Origin of the sequence: Flavobacterium chungbukense, from assembly GCF_020805785.1 — a bacterium.
Taxonomy (GTDB): Bacteria; Bacteroidota; Bacteroidia; order Flavobacteriales; family Flavobacteriaceae; genus Flavobacterium; species Flavobacterium chungbukense.
Map to the genome: position 1 here is coordinate 372,152 of NZ_JAJGZV010000001.1, position 13,703 is coordinate 385,854.

Below are 13,703 nucleotides of genomic sequence, written 5' to 3' on the forward strand. Positions count from 1 at the left end.
ATATATATGATCGCAAAGATAAAAAATGTTATACTGAGTCTTAATTATTGGCAGCTCATACTGTTTATAATTGTTTTAAATTTTTTAAACAACTATATTTTTTCTGTCGTTTCAGATCTTTTTGATGTTCCTTTAAATCAAGGCTTCAACGATCATTATACTATGAAAGAAAAAATAGTTTTATTTATTTTTGTTGGTCCTCTTATTGAAACTTTGTTATTTCAGTATGCGGTTATTGAAATTTCAAAGAGTACAAAATTGGCGTTGAAATATTGCTGTCTTCTATCTGCCTTTGCTTTTGCATCGTTTCATCTCTATAATGTTTTTTATTTCTCTTATACATTCGTGGCGGGCTTACTGTTTGCTTATTTATATGCAAGGGGTAAAAATCAAAGAAGCGCAATATTACTACCATTCATTGCCCATGTAATTTACAATGGGATTGTTTTTATAATACAATTCTATTTATCCTAAAAACAAAAGACTTATTCCTGAACATTATTTGGGAAGATTTAATAGGTAAGATCAATTATGATTACTTTCTTATTCACCCTCTTAATTCTTTAAAATTAAAAACAAATGAATTTTAGTTCAGATCCGATCAATACACTTGAAAATCTTGTTGTAAAAAATAAAACCAAAAGTAGATCTATCTATTTAGTGCTTCTTTTGTCAATAGCACTTTTTATATTTCTATTGCCTATAATAAAAGTTGATATCACAAGTCAAAGTCGCGGAATTATTCGCAGTACGACTGATAATGTTCCGGTTACGGCTATCGTAAGCGGCCGCATTATTTGGCTTAATCTTAAAAACAATGCTGCAGTTAAAAAAGGTGATACATTGGTGAAAATTGCAAAACAAAATCTTGAAACAGAGAAGCATACGCAAAATGTTGTTTCAAATTCTGTTATCGAACTTGTACACGATGTAAATTTAATCTTATCAGGCAATGCGAGTAACTTAAAAACATCTACCGCTAGAGAAGATTTTTTAAAGTTTCAATCTCGTAAAAAAGAATTAGAGAGTAAGATTTCGCAGGCGCAAATTAATTTTGTCCGCAATAAAGGTTTATATGAAAAAAATATTATTGCAAAAGCAGAATACGAAAAGTACGAATACGAATTGCGCTCTGCTAATGAAGCGTACAAAAGTTATATAAGCGACCAAAAATCGGCTTGGGAAAATCAAAAAAGAGATCTTGAAGAGCGTATAAAAAATCTTAACGGTAGCATTGAAAAAATTAAAGTTGAAGAAAAAAACTATGTTGTTATTGCACCTATTGCTGGTACAATTGAAAATTTTTCAGGTCTTCAGGAGGGTTCGTTTTTAAATGCATCTCAATCTATAGCAACCATTTCGGCAGTAGACCATTTAATAGTTGAAAACATGGTTTCTCCTGCAGATATCGGACTCATTCACAAAAAACAAAAAGTAAAGTTTCAACTTGACGCTTTCAACTATAACCAATGGGGATTGCTTGAAGGAAAAGTTATAGATATAGATCATAATATTTCTGTTCAAGAAAATCAGACCTTTTTTAAAGTTCGAAGCGAATTATGTTCGACACAAATGAAACTTAAGTCAGGATACCAAACGGAAGTTTCAAAAGGAATGACACTGACTACGCGTTATCATATAACCAGAAGGACTTTGTTTGATTTACTATTCGATAAAGTAGACGATTGGTTAAATCCAAAACAATTATCAATCGTGAATTAATTCAAAAAAATGGCATCAATAAAAATAAAACAACATGATATTAAAGATTGTGGTGCTGCTTGTTTGGCATCTATTGGAAATCATTACAAGGTTAATCTTCCAATAGCGCGAATTCGTCAGTATGCACATACAGACAAACGCGGGACAAATGTACTCGGAATTATCGAAGCCGCAGAGAAAATGGGGTTAACAGGAAAAGGTGTTAAGGGAGGTTTAGATTCTTTAGATAAAATTCCGTTACCTGCAATTGCTCATGTCATTATAAAAGAGCAATTACAGCATTATGTGGTAATCTATAAGGTTGAAAAAAATCTGTCCAAAATTACAGTAATGGATCCTGGATTAGGAAAAATGCAAGTATATACTTTTGAGGAATTTCAGAAAATTTGGTCAGGTGTTTTAATTCTTTTTGCTCAAAGTGATAGTTTTAAATCGTACAATGAAAAAACTTCTCCATTGGTTCGATTTTGGCAATTAATTCAACCGCATAAAACTATTTTAATGCAGGCTTTGTTTGGAGCCATTATATTTACAGTTCTAGGATTGGCAATGTCAATTTACATTCAAAAGATTACAGATTATGTTTTAGTAGAAGGTAATAGAAAACTGCTGAATTTACTAAGTGTCTCTATGATTGGCATAATTTTATTGCAAGCTTACATTGGCTCTCAAAAGAATATTTTTGTGATGAAAACAGGTCAGCTAATCGATGCTAAATTAATTCTCGGATATTATAAGCATTTACTTCATCTGCCTCAGCGATTTTTTGATACCATGCAGATTGGGGAAATTACTTCCCGAATAAATGATGCTGTAAAAATTAGATCCTTTATAAATGAGGTTGCAATTGACATGATTGTAAATATTTTTATTGTAATTTTTTCATTTACCTTAATGTTTACCTATTATTCGAAATTGGCTTTGATTATTTTAGCAGTTATACCTTTGTACGGATTAATTTATTTTATCTTAAATAAGTTTAATAAGAAGGTAGAGCGAAATATAATGGAAAATGCAGCTGAACTTCAAACGCAATTGGTTGAAAGTGTCACGCATTTAAGAACAGTTAAAGAATTCGGTATTGAAGATTTTTCAAATCTTAAAACAGAAAATAAATTTGTTAAATTACTATTTAGCACATATAAATCAGGATTAAACAGTGTTTTCTCAGGAACTTCTACACAGTTTCTAGCGTCTTTATTTACCGTTATTCTTATGTGGATAGGTTCTGGATATGTAATTGATCGAGCAATTACGCCTGGTGAGTTATTTTCATTTTATGCCTTAATTGGATATTTTACTTCCCCAATTGCTTCTTTAATCGGAATGAACAAAACCGTTCAAAATGCGCTTATTGCAGCAGACAGGCTTTTTGAAATTATGGATTTGGAACGTGAAAAAACCGAAAACAAAATTCATTTGCAGTTGAAAGATATTGGAGATATCAAATTTGAAAATGTAACTTTTAGATATGGTTCTAGAATGGAGGTTTTTAAAAATTTTAATGCAACATTTGTTAAAAATGAAACTACGGCTATTGTAGGGGAGAGTGGAAGCGGAAAAACGACTTTGATCTCCTTATTACAGAATTTGTATCCGCTTACAGAGGGGAAAATTTATGTAGGCGATTATGATACTCAGTTTTTACATTATAAAAGCTTAAGACAGCTGATTGGAGTTATTCCGCAGCAACTAAATTTATTTTCGGGAAATATTATAGAAAATATAGCTCTTGGAGATTCTTTTCCAAATATTCAGAGGATATTAGATTTATCAAAACAATTAGGAATTACAGAGTTTGTAGAAAAATTGCCAAATGGTTTTGAAACACAAGTTGGCGAAAACGGAGCTATGCTTTCAGGCGGGCAAAAGCAGAGAATTGCGATAGCGAGAGCATTGTATAAAGATCCTGAAATATTATTAATGGATGAAGCTACTTCTGCACTTGACTCTAGTTCTGAAAAGATAGTTAAACAAACGATAGATGATTTTAAAAAGAGAGGCAAGACAATTATTATTATTGCTCATCGCTTAAGTACCATCGCTAATGCAGACAAAATAATGGTTATGGAGAATGGTAGTATTATAGAATCGGGAACTCATCATGGGTTACTAGAAAAAAATGAAAAGTATTTTGACTTATGGAAAAAACAGAGCTTGGTCTAATTTAAAAGTATTTTTAAACAATTGCTCTCATACCGATGAAAAAAAGTATCGTTTCGAAAGATACATTTCATGGAAAGAGATAAAATTTGTACTTCAGATGCCTTTTGCATAATTTTACAATCTATGTATGAAATATTCCAAAAGTATATCGAAGAAAAAGCCGAATTCACCCCGGCTGAGTCAGAACGTATTCAATCATTTGCTATTATTAAAAAACTGCGAAAAAGACAGTATCTATTGCAGGAAGGAGATGTTTGGAAGTACGATGCGTTTATAACTCAAGGCTGTGTAAGGACATATACAGTTGATGATAAAGGAAGCGAACATGTAAATAGTTTCAGTATTGAAAATTGGTGGACAGGCGATCGTGAGAGCTTAATGATGCAAGCGCCGTCAAGATTCAACATCGATGCGATTGAAGATACAGAACTTGTACTTTTTACGCATGAAAATTTTGAATTGCTGTGCAGAGAAATTCCTTCTTTCAATCACATGGTCAATACTATTTTACAAAGAAGCTTTATCGCTGCTCAAAACAGAATTCAAGCTTCACTAACTTTAACCGCTGAAGAAAAATACTTAAACTTTATAAGCAAATATCCAGGCTTTGCTTCGCGAATTCCTCAAACAATGATTGCCTCATATCTAGGCATGACACCAGAAACACTAAGCCGTATTCGTAAACAAACGGCAAAGAAATAAACTACATCAGGAGCTTTTAAAGCTCCTTTTTTTATGTCCGCTTCAAACTCTTGATCTAGATCAAGTTTTTACTTATTTCTAATCAATGCGCAGGTTTTGCATTCTACGCAACTTTGTAATGTTCAAAAGAAACAAACATTATCACATTATAAACATTTAAAGAAATTAGAAATCATGTCAAAAACAATTTTTATTACAGGAACAAGTACAGGCTTTGGAAAATTAACAGCTTTAACATTAGCAAATGCAGGCCACTCCGTAATTGCAGGAATGCGCAACACTAAGGATAAAAATGCCTCTGCAGCGAGAGAATTAGGAGCAATAGAAAACATTGAAGTAGTAGATATCGATATTACAGATGACACATCAGTGAGGATAGCTATCGAAAAAGTAATTACTAAATATGGTAAAATTGATGTTTTGATCAATAACGCAGCAGTAAGCGGTTTTGGTCTTCTTGAAGGCTATTCTATTGATCAGATTCGCAAAATGTTCGATGTCAACGTATATAGCGTACTTCGTATGTATCAGGCAGTGCTCCCTTCTATGAGAAAAGAAAAAAACGGACTTGTAATTAATATTACCACTGGAGCAAGCGGACACACACTTCCTTTTATGGTTCCGTACATCGCTTCAAAACTTGTGGTAGAAAGTTTTACAGAAGGATTGCAAGATGAATTGGCAGATTACGGAATCGAAAACGTAAGCATTCAGCCAGGAGTTTATCCAACAGAAATGAATAATGGATCAAAAGCGGGTATTCATGCCGATAAAATAGAAATTATTGAGGAATATGGAGAAGTAGCAACAGAGAAATTCAATGCATTGGGTACAGCATTATTCGGTAAAATGGCTCAATTTGATATGAATCCGCAAACTATTGCCGATGGTATTTTAGAATTGGTAAACATGAAAAAAGGCGAGAGACCACTTCGTTTTCCTCTAGACGCAATAGCGCAGGGAACAGATAAAGAGTTTATTGAAGCTCGTGCCAATATTAAAGCAAAATGGTTAGCAGCCTACACCAATTAATTCAATCAATGAACAAATTAAATAATTATAAAAAAACATTCAAATAATCATGAAAACAACATATAAAAAATCAAATAAGAAAATGCAGACATCTGCTGCGGCAATGCTTAATTTATTAATCCTTTTTTCGGCTTCTGAAAAAACGGCAGCGCAAAATAATCCAGGAATTGTCGGAATCGATCATGTTGGAATTAATGTTCCAGATCTTAATAAAGCGGTTACATTTTTTAGCGATGTGCTTGGATTTACGCCCGTGACACAATTGGGACCAATTCCGCTTGACGCAGAATGGAAAAAATTAAATCACATTAATCCTGCAACGGGTGCTGTTACCATAAAATTGATAAATGCCGGAAACGGGGCCAGTATCGAAGTATTTGAATATGCAGAAAACAAAGGAAGTTTAAATCAGCCAAATACAGATGATATTGGAGCATCGCATATTGCTTTTTATGTGAATGATATAACTGCAGCTGTTCATTATTTAAAAAGTAAAAATGTAAAACTATTAGGCGAACCTTTTACAATGCCGTCAGGAGACACAGCTGGGGAATCATGGGTTTATTTTGAAACGCCTTGGGGTTCTAAAATGGAGTTGGTGTCTTACCCAAATGGAAAAGGATACGAAAAGAATAAACCGGCGACAATTCTTTGGTCTCCTAAAGAAAAAGTTGAAAAACAGGCAGGTAAATCGATTTCTAATCAGATTTCTGAATCAGAAATTAAATCTTTAGTCGATTCACATCTCACAATTTGGAATGAAAAAGACGATCAAAAACGTGAAGATTTAATGAAAAAAGTCTATGATGTAGATGTAGAAATGGTTGATAGTCATTTTGTTGCCAATGGATACAAAGAAATAAATGGATTTATAGATGGACTTCAGAAGAAAAGTAAGGATTCGAAATTTTCACGCATCAAAAAAATTGATGTGAATCATAATACAGCTAGACTTTACTGGCAGCACGGATCTGCTGAAAAACCTGATGCCGTTACTGGAATGGATCTTTTCGTTTTTGAGAACGGGAAAGTTGTCAAACTATATGTTTTTGTCGATACTAAAAAATAAAACAAAATGGAAAATACTATTAAAAGGGGCACTTCTACTAACCACGATAAAACACAAACAACAGGAATAACTGTAAGCGCTTATTACAAAGTTCATCCAGAGGACAGGCAGATTTTTAAAGATGCCGTCATTCCGGAAATGATTGAGGCTAATAAACTAGAAGGCTGTATTTACTATGCTTTCTCGCAGGATCTGACAGATGAAAATACGTTTCATCTCTTAGAAGGCTGGAGAGATCATGAAGCTTATGAGCGACATGAAAATTCCGAGACATTTTTAACAGCTTTAAGTACAGTAGTAAAAAACGTAAGGATACTGGACAGAGAAGGAGTTCGCTATGATGTTTTAAAAATGCACATCGATGATCCTAGGGGAAAAGTTTAAATAAAATGAAAGCAGTATAAAAACCTGCAAATCTCAGGATTTGCAGGTTTTATCATTTTTTTTTAAAAATATTGATTATAATCTAATGACAATAAGCACATATGCGTGAATCTCTTTTGTCTTTTATAACAATTGTTTTTCTATATTTGAAACGCAGCATAAACGAAAGGGAAGCTTTTGCATTGGCTGATAGTGAACTCTAAATTTGGTGGTATTATGAAATTTAATCTTTTTTCTGTTATTGCGATTTTGTGGACAGCAGGTTGTTGTGGACAGGAGATTTCTTCAAATAAAGTATTTAAAGAAATTGCTCTGGTAAACAGAATCGAATTTGTAAACCCGAAATATGACCAGCCAAAATTCAGCTGCGGTTTTCTCATAAAATATAATAATGAAACATTTGCTGTAACGGCAAAACATATACTTAAGATTATTAAGCCCGAGGGGATGAAAAGCCTGTCGTTGGAAAGCTATATTAAAAATTGGGCCTTGTACCCATTAAACAATAAGTCCGAAGTTGTAATTTGTGATCAATTATTAAATGAAGACAAGTCCGAGTTATTGGAAGCTAAGTCTACTTATGATAATGACTGGCTGGTATTTTCCATAAAGCAAAACTCTTCTGGTATTATACCGTTGGAAATAAGAAGCACTCCTTTAATTCAGGGAGAAAAATTCTATGTTGTGGGATGGACCAGAACGATGGAAAATGGACCTCAAAGGGTATATGAATTTGAATATTATAAAACAATTAAAAACCGCATTTTATTAAAAGATATTCTGGTGCCTGAGAAACTCGGAGGACTTAGCGGGGCTCCATTAGTCGATGAAAATGGTTTACTTGTTGGGATTGTCTCAAATGGGACAGTTGATCCAGATTCAAATAAAAAGTTTTTTTCTCCATGCTCAGTAACGAATTTATTAACTTTTATTGAAAATAGAAAGCATGATAAATAGCAAGTCTGTCTTGTAAAAGCGGTTAGAGCGAAAAGTATTTTTTTGTAAATTAAAAAATGACAATCTCTTTTTTATATTCAAACCCCATAGCTCCATTCTAATCAGTCATATCAATAGTTTTTGGATGCAGGCTCACCAGCTGTAAAACGATGGCAGTAACCACTACAAATAACAGTAGTACAAAAACATGTCTCATTCCTCCATTATCAGCGGCTTTTCCTAAAAACTCTGTAATAACAGCTCCGGCTGAAATACCTGCAAAATTCATAATTCCGTATCCCGTAGCCCTGTAACGGGGAGCAACAAATTGGCAAAGAATCGGCATATTGTTGGTGTCGTATATTCCAAATCCAAGTCCAAAAAGGACAGCGCCAAAAACTATAGCGGTTATGTCACAGCAATAGCCAAATAAAAACAATGCTGGAATGGTAAGAAACAAACCAATAGCGCTGGTGTAGATTCTTCCTTTAAGATGTTTCATTACCCATCTGTCTGAAATGGCACCTCCAATTAAAACGCCAAAAAAGGAAGACATCGAAATGGTTACCGTTGCAATTGGTCCTGCTAGAGACATATCTAAATGTAAAGTTTCAGTAAATAAGGTGGGTAACCAGTTTTTGGCGGCCCAGCCTGGTAAACTTGGTGCAGAGAAATAAAACAGCAAAACCCAAAAGGAGATATTACCGAATAATATTCCCAATCCTTTGAACATTTGTTTGAATTCATTTCTAACAGATGATTTTTTGGTGGAATCTAAGAAATAACTTTTCTTTTCTTGTATAAAAAATATTAGAATCAAACTGTAAAGCACACCGAATAAACCTACGGAGTGAAAGCTGAAATGCCAGGAAAAATACTTAGAAATAGTGGCTCCAAAACCACCGAGTGCTTGTCCTAAATAAATTCCGGTGGTATGAATTGCAATTGCAAAAGAGCGTGTTTTTTCCTGATGATAATCTGCAATTAAAGATAAGGCAGCCGGAATATAAAAGGCTTCGCTAAAGCCCATAATGCCACGCAAAATATAAATCTGATTGAAAGTTGAGGCATAACCCATCGCCATAGTCACCCCAGACCAAATAAAAAGACTTCCTATGATAATTCTTTTACGATTAAAACGATCCGCAATAATTCCGGAAACAGGGCTCATAAGCGCATAAATCCAAAGGAAAACAGCCATCAAAAGACCGAAATTTTCAGCTTTAGCCAATTCAGGAATGTCATCCATCATCGCTGATTTCATAGTGGAGAGCATTTGTCGATCTAAATAATTCAATAAAGCAACAAACCATAGCAAGCCAACAACAATCCATGGATAGGATTTTTTTTCATTCAATTTTGCAATCATTCTCTTTTTTCAAAATAAAGGCCGAATATACGAATTCAAACGCAACAGGAAAGAATTGTTTTTCGATGATGTAGGTTTGTTTAATATATTCGTAACGCGACTTCATTTATCCAAATTTTACCACTGAGATTTTTTTCAGTTTAAAAAGAAATGAAAAGCAGTATAAAATAAAAAAACCTGCAAATCTTAGGATTTGCAGGTTTTACCACATTTTTTGTGGGGAGAGCAGGATTCGAACTATACCGCTCAAACCCGCATCTATGCTACGTTTTTATGATGTCTTAAACCTAAGTGCACCGATTCTGCACCCGAACTTTAATTGTCGCTTTTTTAATATTTAACTAATTGATATTCAGTGATATTATTCTGGGTAATTTGATTGTAAAGATACAAATATTTTTTATTATTGATAAATTTAAATTTAGATGCTTCTCAGATGGAAAGTCTTTTGAAAATTACTTATCTTCTTGTTGGAAAAAAGGTGCCAACTAAAGATCTAAAAGTCTTGCCTCCCAATAATGGTAATAATCTCTATTCGCTCATCTCCATTTATTCGGTAGTAAATAGTATCGACACCGCAAACACAATAACGATATCCTTTTTTGATGTGGTCGGCAGATGGAAATAATAATGGATTTTGTTCTATTTTGTCAAAACAATCGTAAAACATATTGAAATAGTGATCGGCCTGATCCATTCCGAACTTACCGACACCATAGTAATAAATTCTTTTTAAATCTTCTTTGGCTTCGCTACTTAAATAATAGCTATACATTTCCTAAATCCTTTTTAAACTCCGCTAACATTTCTTCTTTAGTTTGTTTTTTTACAAAACCGCTTTTTTCTCCCCTATCTAATTTAGCTCTTACAAAGTCATAAAACTCTTCTTGTGAACGTGCTTTTTTTATTAAAAAGTTAATGGCTTCACTTTTACTGCTAAACTCTTCTGCATTAACCTGATTTTTTAACCATTCTTCATTAGGAGCAGTTAATGATATACTTTGTCGTGTCATAAAGATAAAAATTATTTTGGTGTAAATTTACACCAAAATTTTGAAAATAGAAAGAGATTCGCTAAAAAACTTAAATACAAAAACCGCTTTAGCTTTTACTTGCAAAAAAGGTATCAACTCCATGCAGATCAGTTTAATCTTTCCGCCAACTACTTCGGAGACTTGGTGAAAAAAGAAACTGGTAAAACTCCCCTCGAATACATACAGTTGAAAATTTTAGATTTAGCAAAAGAAAAAATATTTAAACGTGGTAAATCAGTTAACGAAATAGCTTATGAGTTCGGGTTTTCTCAAAATAGATTCAATAATTTATAATGCATGCTTAAATTAAGCGTTTGTTTAAAGAAAAATTGGTACACTTTGAAAGTGTAATTAATTCTATGAAAAGCATTGATATATAAATACAAATATTTTATAAGATATATTTAATTGGTATTGCAAAAAGAGTTTTACATTTTTGTAATGATAAATTCACTACGTCTGTTCATTTGATGTTGTGTATCTGTACAGGGAACACCATTGGCGCAATTGTTAATCAGCTGCGTTTCTCCGTAACCAATGGCGCTTTCTATTCTTTCGGGTGTGATTCCCTGCGAAATAATATAATCTCTGGTTGCTTTGGCTCTTCGGTCTGAGAGTTCAAGATTGTATTGGTCATCGGCTCTGGAATCGGTATGAGATTCGATTTTAATGACCACGCTGCTATACTGCGTCATTAATAAGACTACTTTGTTCAATTCAATTGCGGCATCGTAACGAATATCAGATTTGTCCAGATCAAAGAATATAATGCCGATTTTGATCTTTAAAATGCCATCTCTGCGCTCTACAAGAGCCGGGTCAAGCCCAATAGGAACTTCGGATATTCCGGAATTTTCGGAAGTACTAATAGCTTTTGAACTTGGAGTATAATTTTCTTTTGAAGCTTCTATGGTGTAAGGCGTGCCACAAAGAATATTTTCCGTAAATTCAAATTTTCCATCCATTTTTGAAACGGTTTCTTCTATTTCTTGATTGTTACTTTTAAGAGCGACAATAGCTCCGGGAATTTTAGCATTAGAAATGGCATCAAAAACATAACCTTCAATAGATTGTGTACAGCTTCTCTCAAAAGAATAAATATCATCGTCACCTTTGCCCGTTTTTCGGTTGGAACAAACAAAGCCTTTATTGCTCTGCTCATTTACAATATAGCCAAAATCGTCCATACTGCTGTTTAAAGGAGCGCCTAGATTATTTGGAGAATCAAAGATTCCGTCATTTAATCTGCTTTCAAAAACGTCAAGTCCGCCGAGTCCCAAAAATCCGTCAGAGGCAAAATAAAGAGCTTTATCGGTTATATAGGGAAACATTTCGCGTCCGCTTGTATTGATTTTTTCTCCTAAATTCTTCGGATTGGAATATTGATCTTCACCTAGAATATCAACAACAAAAATATCGGTTGAGCCAATTGTCCCGGGCATGTCTGAAACAAAATAGAGTTTTTTCCCGTCTTTGCTCACAGAAGGCTGCCCAACGGAATAATTGTCACTGTTAAAGGGAAGTTCCTGAATGTTTTCCCAACGAACGGTTCCATTATTTTCTACAGCTTTTGCCGAATAAATCTTTAAATTATTAACCCCTTTGCTGTCTCTTTTAAGTTTTCCGTTATAATTATTTCGGGTAAAATAAATGGTGTTTTCATCTGCTGAAAAGGCAACGCAGGCTTCATGATACTGGGTAGTAATTTCTTTTCCAAAACGTTCTTTAAAAGTAACATTGCTTTGTGCCGGACTTATTTTTCCGCGCTGCATGTTCAGGTACGGCTGATCGTTCCATCCGTATTTTGCTGTTTTTAAATAAGAAGAATCAATTGTTGTAGAATAGACTAAATCGCCTTTGTAAAACATTGGTCCAAAATCTGAATAAGCTGAATTGATATCGAGATTTTCAAGTAAAAATTGTGGTTTTATTTTTTTTATATCTTCAATAGTTACCGTTTTAAGCGAGAAGTTTTCAGCTCTTGAATCCGTAGATTTTTGTTTTTCTGAAAAGCTTTTCATCCATTTTTTTGCCAGTTCATAATTCTGAATTCCCTGCAGGGATTGTGCATAACGAAAATAATATTCTGCCGAAACTTCATCTGGATATTCTTCAAGTAATTTTTTGTACCATTCACTTGCTCTCTGCATCTGTGTATTAAAATAATGCGCATCTCCAAGGCGCTGCAGTGTCTCTTTAGAAGCATCTCCATTTTTTACCGACAATTCATACGATTTGGCAGCCTCGATATAATACATTTTATCAAACAGGGCATCGGCGGTTTTGTTCTTAGTCTGCGAATAAACTATTTGCATCGCCAGCAGTACAAGTATTATAATTCTTCTTTTCATAAGCGATAGTATTAAAAGAATCTTGGAGATTTTAGGCCTTTTTTGCGTGATACTAATTCAAAACGGAGCATAATTTCGTGTGTGCCGCTATTATAGTTTTGAAGTTCTGTTGTGGTATAATCATAAGAATACCCCACATTAAACTGAGGTGTTATTTGTATAGAGGCCAGCCCGCTTACAGAATCCGATGTACGATAAGCAACACCTAGACTGACAGCGTTATTGAACATAAAATTAGCCGATAAATCTGCAATTAAAGGCGCACCCGAAACATATTTAAGTAAAACAGCGGGTTTAAATTTTGTATGAGCCGAGAGGTCAAAAACAATTCCTCCAATAAGATAGACATGTATGCGTTCATTCATCAGATCTTCGGCAATATCATCATAATCGTACCGCTCCTTGGTCATAAAATTCGGCACGGCCAAACCAATATAATCCCTTTCGCCATGCCAGTACAAACCAGCTCCCACGACAGGAAGAAATTTATTGGTAATGTTTTCACGAAACTGAACATCAGGATCTCTGTAACTGCCTTTTGTCCAGTCGATATTGATAACTCTTCCTCCGCCTTTGATACCAAAAGACAATTTATGAGTCTGGCCTGATTGAATTGTATAAGAAAAATTAGCATCGATATACTGCTCTTCAGAAGGGCCGATTTCTTCACTTACCACAGACAAGCCCAGACCAACATTTTTACCGATGGGCGTGTCGAGTGTAAAGGACTGCGTACTGGGAGCTCCTTCAAGCCCGACCCACTGTGTTCTATATATTCCTGTTATGGCCAGATGTCCCAAAGAGCCAGCATACGCAGAGTTAACACTCAGCGTATTATACATATACTGTGTGTACTGCGGATCCTGCTGTGCAAGAGCGCTGCATACAGAAAGCATGGTAATTGCGGTGAAAATCTTTTTTATATTTTGAATCATAGC

At 34.2% G+C, this 13,703-nt stretch carries 14 protein-coding genes; 9 read left to right on the plus strand and 5 right to left on the minus strand.

From position 1 onward, the window contains the following. Nucleotides 1-6 precede the first annotated feature (6 nt). The 8 genes from LL966_RS01600 to LL966_RS01635 all read left to right on the plus strand — a co-directional run bounded on the left by LL966_RS01600 (nt 7) and on the right by LL966_RS01635 (nt 8,032). Complete coding sequence (locus tag LL966_RS01600; protein ID WP_229349561.1) at nt 7-474, plus strand: CPBP family intramembrane glutamic endopeptidase; 468 nt, start codon at nt 7-9, stop codon at nt 472-474. 105 nt (nt 475-579) lie between these two features. Beyond that, complete coding sequence (locus LL966_RS01605) at nt 580-1,722, plus strand: HlyD family secretion protein (protein WP_229349563.1); 1,143 nt, start codon at nt 580-582, stop codon at nt 1,720-1,722. A gap of 9 nt (nt 1,723-1,731) precedes the next feature. Next, nucleotides 1,732-3,888: a peptidase domain-containing ABC transporter gene (locus LL966_RS01610; protein WP_229349565.1), complete on the plus strand. Its 2,157-nt coding sequence runs from the start codon at nt 1,732-1,734 to the stop codon at nt 3,886-3,888. Nucleotides 3,889-4,011: 123 nt separating this feature from the next. Beyond that, a complete protein-coding gene (locus LL966_RS01615) occupies nt 4,012-4,590 on the plus strand; it encodes a Crp/Fnr family transcriptional regulator (RefSeq protein WP_229349567.1) in 579 nt (192 codons plus the stop codon). Between the two features lie 174 nt (nt 4,591-4,764). Beyond that, complete coding sequence (locus LL966_RS01620) at nt 4,765-5,622, plus strand: SDR family oxidoreductase (protein ID WP_229349569.1); 858 nt, start codon at nt 4,765-4,767, stop codon at nt 5,620-5,622. A gap of 49 nt (nt 5,623-5,671) precedes the next feature. Then, on the plus strand, nt 5,672-6,691 hold the full coding sequence (locus tag LL966_RS01625; RefSeq protein WP_229349571.1) for a VOC family protein: 1,020 nt from the start codon (nt 5,672-5,674) through the stop codon (nt 6,689-6,691). Between the two features lie 6 nt (nt 6,692-6,697). Then, nucleotides 6,698-7,075, plus strand: coding sequence for a putative quinol monooxygenase (locus LL966_RS01630; RefSeq protein WP_229349573.1), 378 nt, complete (start codon nt 6,698-6,700; stop codon nt 7,073-7,075). Between the two features lie 216 nt (nt 7,076-7,291). Next, complete coding sequence (locus tag LL966_RS01635; protein ID WP_229349574.1) at nt 7,292-8,032, plus strand: trypsin-like serine protease; 741 nt, start codon at nt 7,292-7,294, stop codon at nt 8,030-8,032. A gap of 97 nt (nt 8,033-8,129) precedes the next feature. Here the strand turns inward: LL966_RS01635 and LL966_RS01640 are convergent, their stop codons facing one another. The 3 genes from LL966_RS01640 to LL966_RS01650 form a co-directional block, all read right to left on the minus strand. Next, on the minus strand, nt 8,130-9,380 hold the full coding sequence (locus LL966_RS01640) for an MFS transporter (RefSeq protein WP_229349576.1): 1,251 nt from the start codon (nt 9,378-9,380) through the stop codon (nt 8,130-8,132). 496 nt (nt 9,381-9,876) lie between these two features. Further along, nucleotides 9,877-10,155 (minus strand): type II toxin-antitoxin system RelE/ParE family toxin, encoded by a 279-nt coding sequence (locus LL966_RS01645; RefSeq protein WP_113679293.1) that lies wholly within the window; start codon nt 10,153-10,155, stop codon nt 9,877-9,879. After that, nucleotides 10,148-10,393, minus strand: a complete 246-nt coding sequence (locus tag LL966_RS01650; RefSeq protein ID WP_229349578.1) for a ribbon-helix-helix domain-containing protein — start codon at nt 10,391-10,393, stop codon at nt 10,148-10,150. The genes LL966_RS01645 and LL966_RS01650 overlap by 8 nt, the downstream gene beginning before the upstream one ends. Nucleotides 10,394-10,492: 99 nt before the next feature. Between LL966_RS01650 and LL966_RS01655 the strand changes: the two genes are divergently transcribed. Beyond that, on the plus strand, nt 10,493-10,708 hold the full coding sequence (locus LL966_RS01655; RefSeq protein ID WP_317207120.1) for a helix-turn-helix domain-containing protein: 216 nt from the start codon (nt 10,493-10,495) through the stop codon (nt 10,706-10,708). A gap of 134 nt (nt 10,709-10,842) precedes the next feature. Here the strand turns inward: LL966_RS01655 and LL966_RS01660 are convergent, their stop codons facing one another. Together LL966_RS01660 and LL966_RS01665 are read right to left on the minus strand one after the other, a co-directional pair. Then, on the minus strand, nt 10,843-12,765 hold the full coding sequence (locus LL966_RS01660; protein ID WP_229349580.1) for an OmpA family protein: 1,923 nt from the start codon (nt 12,763-12,765) through the stop codon (nt 10,843-10,845). An 11-nt stretch (nt 12,766-12,776) separates the two neighbouring features. Next, entirely contained in the window at nt 12,777-13,700 is a 924-nt protein-coding gene (locus LL966_RS01665; RefSeq protein WP_229350872.1) for a PorP/SprF family type IX secretion system membrane protein, read from the minus strand. Between the last annotated feature and the right edge of the window lie 3 nt (nt 13,701-13,703).